14 protein-coding genes and 4 pseudogenes are annotated in these 16,568 nt (G+C 39.2%); 7 read left to right on the forward strand and 11 right to left on the reverse strand.

Annotated features, from left to right (window positions below):
* Nucleotides 1-13: 13 nt before the first annotated feature.
* The 3 genes and pseudogenes from oxdD to BLL41_RS10990 form a co-directional block, all read right to left on the reverse strand.
* Complete coding sequence (gene oxdD, locus BLL41_RS10980) at nt 14-1,192, reverse strand: oxalate decarboxylase (protein ID WP_071577878.1); 1,179 nt, start codon at nt 1,190-1,192, stop codon at nt 14-16.
* Between the two features lie 122 nt (nt 1,193-1,314).
* Nucleotides 1,315-1,803 (reverse strand): DUF4944 domain-containing protein, encoded by a 489-nt coding sequence (locus tag BLL41_RS10985; protein WP_071577879.1) that lies wholly within the window; start codon nt 1,801-1,803, stop codon nt 1,315-1,317.
* Nucleotides 1,804-2,004: 201 nt separating this feature from the next.
* A pseudogene (locus BLL41_RS10990) lies at nt 2,005-2,764 on the reverse strand (GNAT family N-acetyltransferase).
* Nucleotides 2,765-3,120: 356 nt separating this feature from the next.
* On the opposite strand from BLL41_RS10990, the pseudogene BLL41_RS10995 reads away from it, so the two are divergent.
* Nucleotides 3,121-3,482: pseudogene (locus BLL41_RS10995) on the forward strand (hypothetical protein).
* Nucleotides 3,483-3,592: 110 nt separating this feature from the next.
* Here BLL41_RS10995 and BLL41_RS23290 read toward each other — a convergent pair.
* The 3 genes and pseudogenes from BLL41_RS23290 to BLL41_RS11005 form a co-directional block, all read right to left on the reverse strand.
* Nucleotides 3,593-3,711, reverse strand: a pseudogene (locus BLL41_RS23290) (hypothetical protein).
* 154 nt (nt 3,712-3,865) lie between these two features.
* Nucleotides 3,866-4,360, reverse strand: coding sequence for a hypothetical protein (locus BLL41_RS11000; protein WP_071577880.1), 495 nt, complete (start codon nt 4,358-4,360; stop codon nt 3,866-3,868).
* A 94-nt stretch (nt 4,361-4,454) separates the two neighbouring features.
* The gene (locus BLL41_RS11005) at nt 4,455-5,366 is read right to left on the reverse strand and encodes a VanW family protein (RefSeq protein WP_071577881.1); all 912 of its coding nucleotides are present in this window, start codon (nt 5,364-5,366) and stop codon (nt 4,455-4,457) included.
* A 349-nt stretch (nt 5,367-5,715) separates the two neighbouring features.
* On the opposite strand from BLL41_RS11005, the gene BLL41_RS11010 reads away from it, so the two are divergent.
* The 3 genes and pseudogenes from BLL41_RS11010 to BLL41_RS11020 all read left to right on the forward strand — a co-directional run bounded on the left by BLL41_RS11010 (nt 5,716) and on the right by BLL41_RS11020 (nt 7,368).
* The gene (locus BLL41_RS11010; RefSeq protein WP_071577882.1) at nt 5,716-6,198 is read left to right on the forward strand and encodes a DUF2975 domain-containing protein; all 483 of its coding nucleotides are present in this window, start codon (nt 5,716-5,718) and stop codon (nt 6,196-6,198) included.
* Nucleotides 6,199-6,208: 10 nt separating this feature from the next.
* A pseudogene (locus tag BLL41_RS11015) lies at nt 6,209-6,465 on the forward strand (helix-turn-helix domain-containing protein).
* 105 nt (nt 6,466-6,570) lie between these two features.
* Complete coding sequence (locus BLL41_RS11020) at nt 6,571-7,368, forward strand: DUF817 domain-containing protein (protein ID WP_071577884.1); 798 nt, start codon at nt 6,571-6,573, stop codon at nt 7,366-7,368.
* Nucleotides 7,369-7,497: 129 nt separating this feature from the next.
* Here BLL41_RS11020 and BLL41_RS11025 read toward each other — a convergent pair whose 3' ends face one another.
* Nucleotides 7,498-8,370 carry a LysR family transcriptional regulator gene (locus BLL41_RS11025; RefSeq protein WP_071577885.1) on the reverse strand — a complete coding sequence of 291 codons (873 nt, stop codon included), beginning with the start codon at nt 8,368-8,370 and terminating at the stop codon, nt 7,498-7,500.
* 100 nt (nt 8,371-8,470) lie between these two features.
* Here BLL41_RS11025 and BLL41_RS11030 point away from each other — a divergent pair, with 100 nt between their 5' ends.
* Nucleotides 8,471-9,349, forward strand: a complete 879-nt coding sequence (locus BLL41_RS11030) for a DMT family transporter (RefSeq protein WP_071577886.1) — start codon at nt 8,471-8,473, stop codon at nt 9,347-9,349.
* Between the two features lie 180 nt (nt 9,350-9,529).
* Here BLL41_RS11030 and BLL41_RS11035 read toward each other — a convergent pair whose 3' ends face one another.
* Nucleotides 9,530-9,961: a hypothetical protein gene (locus tag BLL41_RS11035; RefSeq protein ID WP_071577887.1), complete on the reverse strand. Its 432-nt coding sequence runs from the start codon at nt 9,959-9,961 to the stop codon at nt 9,530-9,532.
* Nucleotides 9,962-10,389: 428 nt separating this feature from the next.
* On the opposite strand from BLL41_RS11035, the gene bla reads away from it, so the two are divergent.
* Nucleotides 10,390-11,310: a class A beta-lactamase gene (gene bla / locus BLL41_RS11040; RefSeq protein ID WP_083427992.1), complete on the forward strand. Its 921-nt coding sequence runs from the start codon at nt 10,390-10,392 to the stop codon at nt 11,308-11,310.
* Between the two features lie 250 nt (nt 11,311-11,560).
* On the opposite strand, the gene BLL41_RS11045 is transcribed toward bla, so the two are convergent.
* Nucleotides 11,561-11,920 (reverse strand): DUF3221 domain-containing protein, encoded by a 360-nt coding sequence (locus BLL41_RS11045; RefSeq protein ID WP_071577888.1) that lies wholly within the window; start codon nt 11,918-11,920, stop codon nt 11,561-11,563.
* 373 nt (nt 11,921-12,293) lie between these two features.
* On the opposite strand from BLL41_RS11045, the gene BLL41_RS11055 reads away from it, so the two are divergent.
* Nucleotides 12,294-12,557: a hypothetical protein gene (locus tag BLL41_RS11055; protein WP_071577889.1), complete on the forward strand. Its 264-nt coding sequence runs from the start codon at nt 12,294-12,296 to the stop codon at nt 12,555-12,557.
* A gap of 402 nt (nt 12,558-12,959) precedes the next feature.
* Here the strand turns inward: BLL41_RS11055 and ppsA are convergent, their stop codons facing one another.
* A complete protein-coding gene (gene ppsA / locus BLL41_RS11060; RefSeq protein ID WP_071577890.1) occupies nt 12,960-15,557 on the reverse strand; it encodes a phosphoenolpyruvate synthase in 2,598 nt (865 codons plus the stop codon).
* A 321-nt stretch (nt 15,558-15,878) separates the two neighbouring features.
* The gene (locus BLL41_RS11065) at nt 15,879-16,433 is read right to left on the reverse strand and encodes an SMI1/KNR4 family protein (protein ID WP_071577891.1); all 555 of its coding nucleotides are present in this window, start codon (nt 16,431-16,433) and stop codon (nt 15,879-15,881) included.
* Between the last annotated feature and the right edge of the window lie 135 nt (nt 16,434-16,568).

A 16,568-nucleotide genomic window follows, 5' to 3' on the forward strand; every position in this document is an offset into this window, starting at 1 on the left:
ATCGGTTCAGTCTTTACGTGCCTGGATATTTTACAACAGGCACTTTCTTCTTACGCAGAGAATCAAGCATGACTGATCCAGCATTCAAGTTGCTTTGCACTAATTCTTTAGGGGTCAATGCCATCCATTGATTGAGTGACACATCTGCATAGCGGTCACTTTTGAACATTTCTAAAAACCATAATGTTTCTGTACCAGTGTTTTGTATATAGTGTCCAGCATTAGAAGGCACGTATCCAACGTCGCCTGCTCTATAGTCAAATGTGCGGGCAGTCCCATTCCCGATAAATACTGTCATGCGTCCCTGCCCTGTTAGATAATACTGCCACTCATCGCTATTAGGGTGCCAATGAAGCTCTCTCATCGCGCCAGGCTCAATCTGAACAAGTGCAGCGGCTATCATTTTTGAAATCGGGAAGTTAGAAGAATCCACAATTCGTACGCTCCCCCCTGGCATTTGAATTGGGGGTTGGTTTAGCAACTCGTGTTTAAAGGTCATAGGTACTTTTCCATATGGTGACTGAATGTCTTCACTGTCGATTGATCCCGGCACATTCCCTTGGTAGATATAGACTTGCTCTGAAGGAAGAGAGTTGAAAGCATTCTCCGGGACACCAAAATTCGCAGAGAGAACATCTTTTGGGGTGTGTGCAAGCCAATCAGAAATGGTTAACGTTGAAAACTCAGAAAAGTTTCCATCATCGAAAACGAGCAGAAATTCGCAGTGTTCTAATCCCTGTATGGAATGAGGAATTCCTGCCGGGAAGTACCAAAGGTCACCGGGGCCAACATCAGCAATGAAATTTCGTCCGTCTTGGTCAACAGCGGTGATACGTGCCCGTCCCAAAAGCATATAAGCCCACTCCGCTTGCTTATGCCAATGAAGCTCGCGGACACCTCCCGCAGTTAAGCTCATGTTTACCCCTGCAATCGCAGTCGAAATCGGAAGCTGTCTGACGGTGATTTCTCTTGACCAGCCGCCATGATCTAATTTCATGGGAGCGTCTGAGAATGAAAATCTCAAGTTAGGAATCATACCTTCATCTGTAACAGGCGGAACAAGTATATTCGGATTTTGAATATCCCGCATCATATTTCGCGGGCCTGCATCAATAGCTCCAGCTCCATCACTTCGAATAGGCTGCGGCACGTTTCTGTCTTCATGATTGATTGGTTGTTGTTCCAACAGCATGCACCTCGTTTTAGAAATGAACAAGATTTTATTCCAGCCTATGCAGAGTCTTAGATTGCTGTGCCTAGGAATCCGCAAATAAAAAAGTGACCACTAATGTGATCACAAATACATCAAATAAGCTATTTTTTATACCATGGCTTCTTATGTAATTTGATTTCTTCTGTCTGTTTTTTCTGGCCTGTCTTCCACTCCACTTTCACTAATACATTATGTCCTATCACTTCATCTTCAGGCATATAATCAAAGGTGGCGATATGGTCCTCCATACGTCCCCCACCTGGCATTTCTTCACCTGTGTATTCTGATAAGTCGTACTCATCTATGTTATCATCTTGATATTTTTCGCCATCTACATACAGAGTAATTCTTTCAACAACAGTTCTTTTCTCATCTTTCTTACTTCCCTGCCAATACAAATTCAAAAAGTAATTAGGTCCAATTGAAGTTTTGTCTGATTTTTCAAGGTTAGACATCCACAGTCCGCTTTTCCCGCTGCCCTCATATTTCACTTTGTTTCCTGACACCATTACAAATAATGTTATGACGCATATGATCAAGAATCCAGCAATGATCAATAGCCATTTCTTAAAGTTGTTCTTTTTTCTCATGTTTTCCCAACTTTTCTGACTCTTTAGTAGGAAAATATGATCAAAATGTTACTGAAAAGAAAATAAAAAAGAGCTAATAATCTAACAGATGGCTGCTTTAAACTTCGAATTTAAATTAAAGCTCTTTCAAAGACAAAATTAAAACGTATATTACGCCTTACATACATTTTTGTTTTAAAATGGGCTTTTTATTTTTAAAAATCAAGCTAACAAGAGTTTAATAAGTAACTTTTCAAATTTATTTACACTCATGATCTCATGAGTCACAAATCTCCCATCAAAAAAACGCTAAAGGTTGTCCAAATAGCTGGTGACTTTTGTGCCTCTTCTTTCGAAGATAAATGAATTGACTGAATTTGAACCCCTTTCTTTTCAGTCAATTCCCGCAAATCGTTTATCATGCCCACTGCAAACGGGCACTGAGCTGTATAGTATATGGTAATCCCCTTTTCATTGACAGAATCACTTTTCACATGGTCCTTAAATGCAGAAGAAGCTGCAAGGCCATTCCATGTCAAAGCCATTAATTGAAAATAAGGGTCAGCTTCATCTTGTAGAGTAAACCCCATATGCTCAAAGAAACGCTTATCACTTAAATAGGACGTTTTTTCTTGCCTGCGATATGGATAAAGCCATCCATGCCGCGGACTTTCGCATCTGCTATACATTTGTCCAACAATCGTATCGCATGACCGTTATTTTTATATCTGCCAGATACCCACAAACAATTAATATACATAAAATTAGGCGCATTGATAGGCACCCATGCCTCATTCGCAGGTAGATATTCAATAAAGACTTTTGCCCGTTCATGTAAACGATAGAACACCAATCCTCCATCCATGCGAGCTTTGAGCCATCTCTTCTTTTCATGAACTGCATGCTCATATTTTTTCGCACCTAATGCGCAGCAAATATGATTGTCTTCAATATTGTCCTTTGTGATTTCGATGTAGCACATCTCCTCTTTTCCCCTCCTTTAACACAATTACATGGAATTCAACTCATTTTACCCGTCCCAACTCAAATAGTTTTTCTTATCTTCCATTTTGCCAATTAATTAAAAAACCCTTCTTATATTGAGATTTTACCTTGATTCCTCTATCACCCATTTCAAATTGAGAGTGTGTTCATCTTCAAGGATTTAGATGCACTCCTCTTGCTTTAATAGTGCTAAATAAACTCAGAACAATACGTAATGAAAAAAACAATACAATTATCGGGTATTATGCTATAAATACAGTACGAAGTTTCTTATTTGAAGTAATATTTGTTACGGGACAGCAAAAGCAAATAACAGTTAAAGGAGGATTAAACTTGGTGGTAAAACGATATTCTTGTTTAATTTGCGGATACAAAGGATTAATTCAAAATCCTTTTTTAAAGGAGAGTATCAAAAAACGTTTGACATTTGTCCATGTTGCGGTTTTGAATTTGACTACAGTGAGGATCATGATGTGAGATTAGGTTTTATTGTAACTCCTGATCATTTAATTGAGGCTGCATTTCAATTGTATCGCAAACAATGGATTGAGAGCGGGATGGAAATTGCTCATCCGGAAGATATTCCAGAAGAATTGAAAAATGGTGGCTGCTTAAAATTCGACGTTTTGTTGGAACAATTAAAAAACCTAAATCTTGACATAGAAAATTTTGAAATGACCGGCTTTAATGATTAAGTGGGGTGTTTTTTGTTTTTCAAAGGGGTAACACTCTTTATCCACACATTTCAAGCTAAAATGAGCAGGAGTGATTCAACCGCTTGTTCATTTCCATGCTTTCTCTATTCTTATTCAATGACTTTATGACAATCAACAAACATTTCACTTCCATCGGAGCCTCTTCTGGTTCTTCTCTATAGTCATAAATTACAGTTGACTCATCTGTGATTGGCTTTCCAACTGTCATTTTCTTTTTTTCTCTGGCAATGTACTGGCTTAATCATCAAAACCACATCATATTCGTATTCCTCTCCCCTTTCTCCGCGGTATGCTCAATGCTGGTTAATCTTATCTATCTAAGAGATATGACTATTCATATCGATGACTGACAAGTTTTTTTCCTAATTAACGCCATCCTCAGTGAATTTAAAGGTCTGTTTTAAATTTCGCCCTTCTTGCCCCTTTTGCGTCCAAATAATGACAACCTCCAATTCGGAGGCCTTATCTGCCAGCATAAAATGATTGAACTTCAGCGGTGAGCCATCGTTTAAACTTTTAGCTAACATTTTATTATCTTCTTGTTTGACACAGGTTTCATCAGGGCATCCAAAAAGCGAAAATCTTGTGATTGAATCAGGATCATTTCTATACAATTGCACATCTACAGTAGCTGCTTTTTCTCCTACATTTTTGATTTCCAAGGAATATACTTGATATTCTCCTTTTTGGGGTCTCGCATATTCCTTTGCATTTTTTGCTTCACTTACTTTTACTGACCACTGGTCTGTTTTTTGAGTAATAGGCAACACCGTAAAAGTCAGAGCATGCGCTTTTGATTGGCAAAAAACAAATCCAACTGCTATTACCGCACATACGGAAAAGAATACCCTTTTCACTTCGTTTGTCCCCCTTTCTTTTCACTGGCGATCCCTTAAAGAATTGATTTTGAGCAAAAGCTCTTAAGCCATCATCTTAACTAAGATTGTGTATTTACTGCTCAGCATTTATTTCTTTCGGTATCCGAGATGGAGCTTTTGGGATTTTTCTCAACTTGTTGTTGATCACATCAGAAGAGTATAGCGTAACAACCATACTTCCCTCATACCTTTTTGCCCGAATTAAGATTGGTTGGTTATATTGGTTTTGAAAGCGAAAGTCAGGGCCTCCCCAACTAACCGTAGCATCCCGTCCGTGTGGAACGTATGGCACGCTTCTAGTATGAGAATAGCGTTGAACGACCTGCAGCCCTGCCTGATCGACTGCATTAAAAAGTGTTGAGGACACCTGGCAAATTCCGCCTCCTACACCTTCAGACAACTCCCCTTTTACAATAATGGGCGCACTTTTATATCCTTTGTTCCGAGTTCTCATGCCTACAACTTGGTTAAACGAAAACGTCTCATTAGGGAAAACAACGTGATTGTCAATTGCTTTTGCAGAAAGAGATATATTGTGTGAACGGCTTTTATTGCTCGAATTAAAATAAGTCACGTACTGACCAAGCCGCTGCGTACTGATGTGAGCAAGCAGCTCGCTGTCAACTTTCGGATAAATGTTCATTTCCGGCACTTCTACCTTGGAGGGGCCTTGGCCATAAAAATACGCATAAAACTTTTCCTTAAAAGCCTGTTGATACAGTTTGTAGCCAACCCTGCCCGGGACGATGCTTCCATGATCGTTAAGGACAGCATTTATCGGCTCCCGGTACACTTTCTGATCAAGCTGTTTGATGAATTTACTGTATTTTTCATCGTCGACCATTGGAGTGCCGGGAAGAGGCATTGTAAAGTCTTCACGGTGAACAGTGGCAATTGTTCGTCCTTGCTGTGTGACCGTTAAACTGTCATCCGGCCCACTCGGCTGAGCCAATAAAAAAAGACCAGTGATCAAAATGTGTATCATAAGTTGCTTTACCTCCCGATCATTAGTATGAACAGCAGCTTATCCTTTGATGTATTTCTTCCAATCGTTTTTTGAATCTTTAGATGTTCATAAAAGCCTCATAAAAGAGCTTCACTTTAATTGTTCACACCGATCCCTTGAGCCCACTGAAGCACACGGTTCATTCAGCCGCCAAAGTTTAAAATAGTAGGGCATCTCCAGTGATGTGGGATGCTTTTTTGTCTTGCTCAAAAATGAAAAAGGGTTTCCCCTAACAACAATAAATTAATTCATTTCAATATTTTTTTATTGAGAAACGATAAATTTTTTGTTACATTCAAATAGACAACAAACAAATGAGGTGCTTGTTATGAATCGAATGTCAACACTCTTTTTAAAGATAGCTGTTATTTTGATTGGAATTCCAATTCTTGCTTTATGCATTTTTTTAGTGCCTGAGATAGCCAACTATTCAGCAGAATTACTTCCAAATATCGCTTATATAAAATATCTCGTTTTCATCTATTTGTATGTAACGGCGATCCCTTTTTACTTTGCTCTTTATCAAGCGTTCAAACTTATAAGCTATATTGACAAGAATAAAGCTTTCTCGGGATTGTCAGTAAGGGCTTTGAAGAAGATAAAATACTGTGCGGTCACTATCAGTATCTTTTATGCAGCAGGCATGCCTGTCTTTTATCTGATAGCCGATATAGACGACGCCCCGGGTATCATAGTCATCGGATTGGTTATTATTTTTGCTTCAATGGTCATTGCGGTCTTTGCTGCTGTTCTGCAAAAACTATTAAAAGAAGCGATTGATATAAAATCAGAAAATGACTTAACGGTCTGAGGTGATGACTATGGCAATTATTATTAACATTGATGTGATGCTTGCTAAAAGAAAAATGAGCGTAACAGAGCTTTCAGAGAGAGTTGGCATCACCATGGCTAATCTTTCGATATTGAAAAATGGAAAAGCAAAGGCCATTCGATTATCAACTTTAGAAGCGATTTGCAAGGCTTTAGAATGTCAGCCCGGGGATATATTGGAATACCGAAGTGATGAAAACACAAAGGAGTCATAAAAAGCGAATATGTGGCATCAACAGAAAAATAAAGTGATTGGCGGTGAGCCTATGGACGTAACCTTATATCCATCCAGCTCCTATACTAAGCGTCCCTTACATACACGAAGAACACTCATTTGGAGGGAGCACACAACATGAGAGCTTTAAAACAAATCGTTCATTTCGGCTGGGAACAAGCGCTTTCATGTTTGTTTCCTGTGGTTATATTTGCCTCTTTGGCTATCACACAAATGATCCCACTACCCTTCTTTCCGCGTTACGACTGGCTGCTCATGATCTGCGTTCTCATGCAATTGTGGATGGTGCGTTCCGGTCTTGAAACTCGGGATGAATTAAAAGTGATCACATTGTTCCACCTTATCGGGCTTGCTCTGGAACTTTTTAAAGTCCATATGGGCTCCTGGTCTTATCCAGAAAAAGGGTACTCCAAATTATTTGGAGTGCCTTTATATAGCGGCTTCATGTACGCAAGTGTTGCCAGTTATTTGTGCCAGGCATGGAGAAGGCTTAAGGTTGAACTGGTTAAGTGGCCGCCTTTTTTTGCAGTTGTTCCGCTTGCCGCTGCGATTTATTTGAATTTTTTCACCCATCATTTTTCGATTGATATTCGATGGTGGTTATCTGGACTTGTCCTCATTGTCTTTTGGCAAACATGGGTTTCATACGAGGTGAATGGAGCTCGTTACCGTATGCCGCTCGCACTTTCTTTTGTACTCATCGGATTTTTTATATGGATAGCGGAAAATATCGCTACGTTTTTTGGGGCTTGGAAATATCCAAACCAAATCGATACATGGAGTCTCGTCCACCTTGGAAAGGTAAGTTCATGGCTCTTGCTAGTGATTGTTAGCTTTCTTATAGTAGCATCGTTAAAACAAGTTAAGGAGCAGAGTCCCACAAAGGCAGAGAGGGGTGAATCTTTTTTAGGTTAACAGTCTCCTGGCATACAAGACTCCAATTAAAATGAAAAGCAACGTTCAAATGTGTTGCTTTTTTCTTTTTTGCAACTCTGCCTGTGGGTATTCACCTTCTTCAAACTTCGTCGCACCACGATAAATGATTCAGATTACGACTGCTTTCAACGCCTTGACAAACTCATGCGCCGCCGGCGTTATCTCTTCAAATGAATGTGCGATGACGCCGATATCGCGTGTGATCCTAGGAAAAATGTCCTTTTTACTCAATTGATGCGGTACGGATGAAAGTGTGAAGTTTGAAATAATGCCTATGCCCAAGTTGTTTTTGACCATATTAATCAAGGTTTCCGCATTTTGCACAGTCAAGTTTTCCTTTAATTCGATGTTGTATTGCGAAAATGCGTTTGACATCGCAATTTCATGACCGCCTTTACAAAAAATGAGGTCATCTTGATATGTTTCAAGGTTGACATGCTTTTCCTGTTTTAATTCATCACGCTGCGGCGGGATGACGGCCACCATATAGTCGTTACACAATAGCTGATTTTCAAACGGTTCAAATGGTGATGCTGCGATTCCAATATCAACCGTCCGATCCTCAACCCATCCTTTTATTTGGTCAGAGGTTCCCTCGATCAATTCGATGCGGATCAACGGGTAGTTTGATCTGAATGCCGTAATCGCCTGGGGCATGATATTTGTTGAAACTGCAGGAAATGAACCAATTTTCACCTTCCCGTTTAACAGCTTGTTTTCCCGGTTGGCTATTTGATATATTTTGCTTTCAATTCCCTTCATTTGCCTCGCCAGCAGCAAAATTTCTTTTCCAACGTCAGTCAGCATTAAACCATGATGTTTATCCCTGATCAATAATTTGAGCTGAAGCGAGCTCTCCAGGTTTTTTATCGCTTTGCTTACCGCCGGCTGAGAGATGAACAATTCTTTTGCCGCTTCTGTAATATTCAATTTCTCCCCGACTTTTACAAATATGTGTAGATGGTTCATATTCATAACCATTTGGTTATACCTCCGATAATAAAAATGTATTTCAGTTATATACAAATGTAACATATGATAGAAACCAGCACGATATTTAAACAAGAAAGGCGGCTTCATCATGGTAAAAGTTATGCTGGGAATCTTATCTGTCACACTTATTTGGGGTTATACTTGGGTTGCGATGAAAGTAGGAATTCATGACATCCCCCCGCTTTTATTTTCGGCTTTGCGGCTGTTCATCGGAGCGGTGCCATTATTTCTCATTCTCTTCATTCAAAGAAAAAAGCTTTCAATTCAAAAAGAACATCTCAAAAGCTATATCATCATGAGCCTGCTGATGGGGCTGGGTTATATGGGGATCTTAACGTATGGAATGCAGTTTGTCGATTCAGGAAAAACCTCTGTTTTGGTATATACGATGCCTATATTTGTTACGGTGCTCAGCCATTTTACATTAAATGAGAAAATGAATGCGTATAAAACGATCGGACTGGTCTGCGGCCTATTCGGACTGTTATTTATATTTGGAAAGGAAATACTTGCTATCGATCAAAGCGCTTTATTTGGAGAGCTGTGCGTGCTTGCGGCAGCGCTTAGCTGGGGAATCGCGAATGTGTTCAGTAAGCTACAATTCAAGCATATCGATGTTATTCACATGAATGCCTGGCAACTTATGGTGGGAGCCATCATGTTATTGCTGTTTTCCTCTTTTTTGGAGCCCGTCACTTCAGCCGAATGGACATATCAGGCGGTATGGTCATTGCTGTTTAATGGCTTGCTTTCCACCGGCTTTACCTTTGTCGTATGGTTTTGGGTGCTCAATCAAATCGAAGCGTCAAAAGCATCCATGGCATTAATGTTTGTTCCCGTATTGGCCCTATTCTTTGGATGGCTGCAATTGCACGAACAGATCACCATCAACATTATCCTCGGCGCACTGCTGATATGCTGCGGGATTTTTATGAATACATTTACATTTTCACGACGGAAAGTGTGAATGGATAGAGGATACACTTTCTTTATCGATTTGGACCTCGTGTGACAGGAGATGGCTATTACGAAAAAGTCTTCTAGAATTCTGACGACAGCCCATTAAACAATGAAAAAAGCTAATGTCTGCATGTGAGACATTAGCCTGGCTGGCGTTTAGGCTGGTGAGAATCCATATTCTTTTTTATTACCATTCTGGCTGATCAAACTGAAAACCGTATAGACCTTTTACTTTAACATCTCCGCAATCTGGATCTTTTGTTAAAATCAAATAATGAGTCTTGTAAGGCATCGCCTCAACTCGATCAGTTGCACTAAAATTAAAATGATCACCTGAGAAGTTTTTTTCACTAACGGTTATTTCATATCCTGACAAAGTCATTCGCATGATTCTTGCGTTAATTGTACATCCTTCAGTATCGAAAATGGTGAATCTGTACCCAAAGTGAGATGTCCAATGGTTTGAATTTAGGTCATCAGACTTCATAAACCATTTTTCATTTTCTGTCATTGTAAAACTCACTTTCTCCTCATCTTTTACGATAACTGCCGAAGCTTCCCCTACATGGATAGTCAAAGCCAAAAGAAATGTAAAAGTTAACATCAACATCTTTTTCAAAAGAGTTCCTCCCGATACCTTTTTACTTCAATATATTGGAAGAATCTTTCCTAATCAAGACCGTCTCCTCCAAATGAATCTTTAGCACCTTGAAATGAGCCTTAATAAGAACAGTTTTCATACAAATCTATTCGAAAGAAGCCTTACCAATCTATTTTCTTTTAAAGAGTCAGTGCTATTATATTTAATTTGATATGTCATCTGAAGTCTATCCTGATAAATAACGCATGTGGGTCGTAACAGCCCTTGTCCTCTCAACTTATTAAAATCTGACACCAACATATATTTGATTCTGTGTTTACTAGCTTAAAGGGGTTTGTTACACTAACTGTCATGGGAAACATTTCATTGGAAAAATATCATTTTCATACTTGGTTTTGTGAGGTTAATTAGAAGGCAATACAAAATCATTTGAATTAGGAGGCCTGATTAAGTTGAAAAATAAAGCGTCAATAAAATTCGGAATATGTGTTGGACTTTTATGTTTAAGCTTTACTGGTTTCAATCTTTTATACGGCTCGACACATGCTGAAGCAAAATCCATAGAAGGCACAAGCACGACAAACTGTATAACGAATAAAAAATTTGTTCAACTTGAGAAAAAATTTGATGCTAGACTTGGCGTTTATGCAATTGATACAGGTTCAAACAAGACAATCGCCTACCGGCCGAATGAGCGATTTGCTTACGCATCAACTTATAAAGTTCTAGCCGCAGCTGCTGTCCTGAAGAAAAACTCAATTGAAAAACTTAATGAAGTCATCCACTACAGCAAGGACGACCTTGTTACATATTCTCCAATCACAGAGAAACACCTAGATACAGGCATGAGCCTAAAAGAAATCTCGGAAGCGGCTATCCGTTACAGCGATAATACCGCTGGGAACATCTTGTTGCAACAGCTTGGCGGCCCTAAAGGTTTTGAAAAGTCACTGAAACAGATTGGGGATCATGTAACGAACGCTAAACGATTCGAGACGGATCTAAACTCTGCGATTCCTGGTGATATTCGTGACACCAGCACTGCAAAAGCACTGGCAACCGATCTTAAAGCCTTCACTTTAGATAACACTCTCACGACTGACAAGCGCACGATCTTAACCGATTGGATGAGGGGCAATGCTACTGGTGACGAACTGATTCGGGCAGGCGCTCCAATAGGATGGGAAGTCGGCGATAAATCCGGAGCCGGAAGTTACGGGACACGAAATGACATTGCTATCGTTTGGCCGCCTAACAGAGCTCCTATTGTTTTGGCAATCCTATCAAACCGGTTTACGAAAGATGCTAATTATGATAATGCTCTTATCGCTGAGGCAGCTAAAGTCGTCCTTAACGATCTCAAGTAAAGAATTTGAAACACAATATTGCGCCACTGCTTTATCCTTTTGCCATAAAAGAAAAAAACATTACTTTTGTAAACCCCGCCGTTCATTTTTAATGAACGGTTTTTTCATATTCTCACTAATACCTCTCTTTCTTTAAGTATCTTAAAACACCACAAACATTAAACATTAACGCGATTAACGGCAAGTTTTCATTTATGTAACAAGTAAAGTTTGAAACAGACCATCAGAGGTTATCTATACGAGAATTCAATTATTTTTTTGTAATAATATATTGTTGTATCGTTGCACTTGGTGGATTTGATTCTTTTAGTGTATGGAACCAAACTTTTATTTTTTCACCTCTTTTGAGATCATCTGTGTTATCAATCTCACTTAATCCTACTATTACTATCTTATTTTTAAACTTGTTCATCAGTTGTCCTTCCGAAAGATCATAATCTTCTTTTGCTGGGGCTTCTGTATCAGTAATGAGAATTGCCCTATTATTGTCTTTATGCACGACATAGCCGACTAGGCTCTGCACCTTTGTTTCGTCTCCGTTTTGTCCATTTTTATTGCAGCCTGCAAGGAAAATCATGAGCACTATAAAACTTATCCCTATTTTAGGCACCTTCCCCCTCCTCTATAAACTCTTTTTGAACTTTAAAATAAACAACAGGATGCAACAAACGAATCTACTTCTTTGCAATTCATAACAGCAGCATACTCCATTCTCCAATTCCTCAAACTTCTTCTTGTTCTTTCTCAAATGTTTATATGTGGTTGCCTTCGACATTATCCCCTTACTCTTTTGCGCTTTAAAACTTATTATTGAAGGCTGCTTCTTTCTGGATTCCAGCATAAATATACTTATCATTACTGTCGTTTACTATCTCAACTCCCATTAAAATCAAAATTTTCACATTTTATGATCCGTTATTCACTCCAAAAAACTTACAATCGTTACACAATATATGTATTAATTGTAAATGGAGTTGGTATAATTGAACATTAAGAAAATCTTATTGGGTTCTGTTTTATCCTTTGGCGTGCTAATATCCGCGGTTCCCGCATTGGCTGCTGGAAATTCGTCTGAAGTTGCAGTAAAAAATGAAGAATATGATTACGATACTATATACCGCATTAGTCCTTTGCCAATGGACCACCAGCTAACAATAGAATACAACGGTTATACTTATACGCTTACACGTCATTATTTTGATTACTCAATCGGGTTTTACACGGCTATTTATACAAAAGTTGTTTAAACTTATAAAGGAGCTTTTTAGCTCCTTTTTTCTCCTGTTTTAAGCAAGGTTTTTCTTTCCATGTGCTCCCCTAACAAATACAACATCAACCTCTCCGGTTCTCTTCTTTTCTTGATCCTCAATATTCTCAATATAATACGATTGATTCACTGTTGTTCAATTTCCTCTAAAGCCGTTCTGTTTATTCGACAGTTTAAATGCTGATAATAAAAAAATTCACTTTAAAAAGATGCCGCCCGCAAAATCGGCTTTCTCACACTACACCAATTTTAAATAAAAAGCCGGACCTTCTCTAAGAGGTTCCGGCTTTTCTTGGTACAGATGCTAAGTCCATCAGCTTGCAGCTTCTAGATAGAGGATATGGAGAAATATCTGATGGCTCGCTACACACATCAGCCATTATCATATTTCAATGTAGCCTTCTGTACCATGAACGCGAATCCGTTGCCCATCTTTTATCAGTTGGGTAGCATTTTCAACCCCGACAACTGCAGGTAATCCATATTCACGCGCTATAACTGCTCCATGGGTCATCAGTCCACCAACTTCGGTGACCAGGCCTTTTATGGATACAAACAATGGTGTCCAGCTGGGGTCAGTAAAGGAGGTGACTAATATATCTCCATCTTCTAAATCAGCATCTTCCATGTTTAAAATGACACGCGCTCGCCCCTCTATCACTCCTGAGGAAACAGGGAGACCTGCAATCGCTCCGGCTGGAAGATTTTCTCGTTTGTATTCGCCTGTAATGATCTCGCCATCAGACGTGATAACACGTGGTGGAGAAAGTTTTTCATATAATTTGTACTCGTCTTTTCGTTTGCTGATGATTTGATAATCAAGTTTGTTTGTGCGTACGACTTCGTGAAGTTCTTCAAAAGTAAGATAGTATATATCTTCTTTTTCATGAATAACGCCCATTTCTACGAGTTGTTCGGCTTCTTTCAGTAAAGCCTGCTTATAAACAAAATAGCGATTAACCATTCCGTATTTTGGATATTCCCTGAACCCACTGAAATTCCGGATGATGTCGATCATTCGTTTGGTTTCTTTGGCTTTTTGTTCACCATCGGGTAATTGCTTTAATCGATCCAATAACTCTTGTTCTTTCTTTAAAGCCTCCTCTCGCCCTTGCTCAAATTTCCGCTGGCCAGCATTAGGCTCAAAATTTTTGATATTATTAAGAATCATTGGGACAAGTGTAGTTGGTTTTTCGCTCCATCGAGTTCTTGTAATATCAATCTCTCCGGCACATCGCATTCCGTATTTGTTGAGATAAGTATAGATCGCGTCTTGAATTTCCTGTCCATTTTCAAATTTAACCAGCTCATCCAAAAAGTGATCATCTTTGACATGCTGTAAATAAGCAACTACCTCTGGATAAGGACGAATCACATCTGCGACGTCCAATAGCGCAAGACCCATTTCTGAAGTAATATTATGGGGCACAGATTGAGAGAGCGTATCTGCTGCGTTTTTTTCACCTAACCACTCGTTCATTTTTTCGTTAATCCATAATGAAGCATTCATAGCAGCTCGAATCAGAACCGAACTTTTTGGGTTAAATAAAATCTTCTTTAATTCCTGGATATCTTCCAGAATAAAACGAAATAAATCTGATCCTGATTTCGTTTGGATGTTTTGCTTTAACTCTTCTATTGATGTTTGACTGCTCTCAATCAAATCTGACACGATTGTCGGATCGTTTTCAACTTGAGCTGGCATATCTGCATTGCCTCTGCTGGGGTTTGGTGCTGTTTTATCATTTGGTATCGTCTTTATGAAATCCCGTCGCTTTATTAGAGTCATAAGTGCGTCTTTTAAGAGCTGATCGTGTTGTCCCATGCCTTTTAAGAAAACTTCTCTGCTGTCAGAGGATGCCAGATGATGTGTGACATCAACAAATAGCCTTCCGCCGGCTTTACGCATGGGCGCAGCAGTCGTCAGCAGAAAAAAAGACAATCCCAGTGGTTTTATGGGATCCGTCATCATTTGTTGATGACCAACAGAAATATAAACGTGATTTTCTTGGTCACTCGCTTCAGGGATGGGGAATAAAGTAGTGATTGGACGACTCTGTACAATATAAAAAGTATCTCGGGCCAAACACCATTCGATATCTTGCGGCTGGCCGAAATGAGCTTCGATCTGTCTTCCGATGCGTGTAAGCTGTAAAATTTGTTCATCAGTCAGCGTTTGAGCCTTTTGCTGATCAGGCTCGATCTGCTGTGTTTCTGTTCCGCCTTCTTTCCGTCCATAGATAGCTATTTTTTTAGTTGCTATTCTCTTATCGACGATTTGCCCATCCTGTACTTTATAACAATCGGCAGACACCAAGCCGGAGACCAGAGCTTCACCAAGTCCAAAACCGGCATCGATGGATAACACCTTTCGGTTAGAGGTAATCGGATCAGCGGTAAATAAAATCCCCGAAGACTGAGGGAAAACCATCTTTTGAATGATAACGGATAAATAAACTTGGCTGTGGCCGAATCCATTTTGCATGCGGTAGATTACCGCTCGATCCGTAAATAGGGAAGCCCAGCACTTGCTGATATGCTGCAAGATCGCTTCTTTTCCGATAATATTTAAATAGGTATCTTGTTGACCGGCAAAAGAGGCATGTGGTAAATCTTCAGCAGTCGCGCTTGAACGCACGGCATAGGCATGTTCCTCACCGAACTGGGAGAGATAGTGAGCCACTGCTTTCACAACATCGGAAGGAATGTCTACTTCCATAATGATTTGCCGAATCTTCCGGCTGATGTTACCAATTTGATCTCGGTCCTCAACTTTTAGCATGGCCAATCGATCCAACATCACTTGTAACGTTTCGTTTTGTTCAATGGCTTTTTGGTATCCTGCTGTTGTAACACAAAATCCTTCTGGTACTTGTATTCCTTGAATTTTTAATAATTCCCCTAAATTTATTCCTTTTCCTCCAACGAGCGAATGCTGTGTTTTTTCAATTTCGTGTAAACCGAGAACTAAAGAACTCATTCTACATCTCCCCTTCGAAAAATAAATATTGACAAAAGCTTCCCAGCAGGATATAATAGAGTTATAAGATGGATATCTATAACTTTTTAACCAGAAAGCGCACGTAGTGTGATTATATCACCGTGTCTTTTTTTGTGCAATATAAAAAGAACCTGGTGAATTTCACCAGGTTCTTTCTTAATTTCCGCAACTATTAGTCACATAAACAACTTGGTTCAAACTTTGTTCGTTGAGTCCCCTTCATAAATTAGACTTATTTTTCCTAGTCATAAGTCCCGATCCATTAAACTTTATCAGCCAAAGACTGTCTTATACATAGAGCTATCTTGTTCTGTAGTAGTTTTCTGCTGTATAGAAGCGCCATTCCCAAAAAGTTGCCCCATTGGATTGTATATACCGGTCTAGAAATATCTCGAAATTTAGATTTAATGGTGTATACTCACCTATTTCTAATATATAAAGATAGTTGGGATCACCTTCATTCAATTTATCTTTATCGATCATCAAATGGCAGCCTTCTAATAAGTGACCAATTGGGATGCCATTGATACCTTCAAACAAATCCTCATATTTTAATTCTTCTTCAATCTCTTCAAGGCTAAATAAACAAAGTCCTCCACCTATATTCTCCCCATCAGCAAGTATCTGAAAAATTTTCGCACCATTATGCAGTGTAATAAACTTCTGATAATCCTCCGGTAGAATAAGCTCGTGTTTAGCCTCAAAGATTTGAATGTCATTCAGGGTTGCTTTGTCCTGTGAAAATGTAACAAGACATTCCATGATATCTCCTTCAGAACAAAACAATTTAATGGCTCCTTTTTCATCTAAGAGACTTTTCAAACCGTTTACTGTCTTATGAACAAAGTTAGTCAAATACATCACCCCTTTATTTCCTTTTAACAATAATCCTTCAAATTCCAAAAAGATGTGAACAGATCCGTGATAGGCGCTCTTTTCAGTGAATACAATGCAATAAATCCTAAAAAGAGGTGCCTCCCAAAAGTGACT

This window comes from Bacillus sp. FMQ74, from assembly GCF_001875785.1.
GTDB lineage: Bacteria > Bacillota > Bacilli > Bacillales > Bacillaceae > Bacillus > Bacillus stercoris.

What these genes read in the sequence shown, in the direction of transcription:
- oxdD (WP_071577878.1), bottom strand. Translation starts at nt 1,192, where the DNA reads ATGCTGTTGGAACAACAACCAATCAATCATGAAGACAGAAACGTGCCG.
- BLL41_RS10985 (WP_071577879.1), bottom strand. Translation starts at nt 1,803, where the DNA reads ATGAGAAAAAAGAACAACTTTAAGAAATGGCTATTGATCATTGCTGGA.
- BLL41_RS11005 (WP_071577881.1), bottom strand. Translation starts at nt 5,366, where the DNA reads ATGATACACATTTTGATCACTGGTCTTTTTTTATTGGCTCAGCCGAGT.
- BLL41_RS11010 (WP_071577882.1), top strand. Translation starts at nt 5,716, where the DNA reads ATGAATCGAATGTCAACACTCTTTTTAAAGATAGCTGTTATTTTGATT.
- BLL41_RS11020 (WP_071577884.1), top strand. Translation starts at nt 6,571, where the DNA reads ATGAGAGCTTTAAAACAAATCGTTCATTTCGGCTGGGAACAAGCGCTT.
- BLL41_RS11025 (WP_071577885.1), bottom strand. Translation starts at nt 8,370, where the DNA reads ATGGTTATGAATATGAACCATCTACACATATTTGTAAAAGTCGGGGAG.
- BLL41_RS11030 (WP_071577886.1), top strand. Translation starts at nt 8,471, where the DNA reads ATGGTAAAAGTTATGCTGGGAATCTTATCTGTCACACTTATTTGGGGT.
- ppsA (WP_071577890.1), bottom strand. Translation starts at nt 15,557, where the DNA reads ATGAGTTCTTTAGTTCTCGGTTTACACGAAATTGAAAAAACACAGCAT.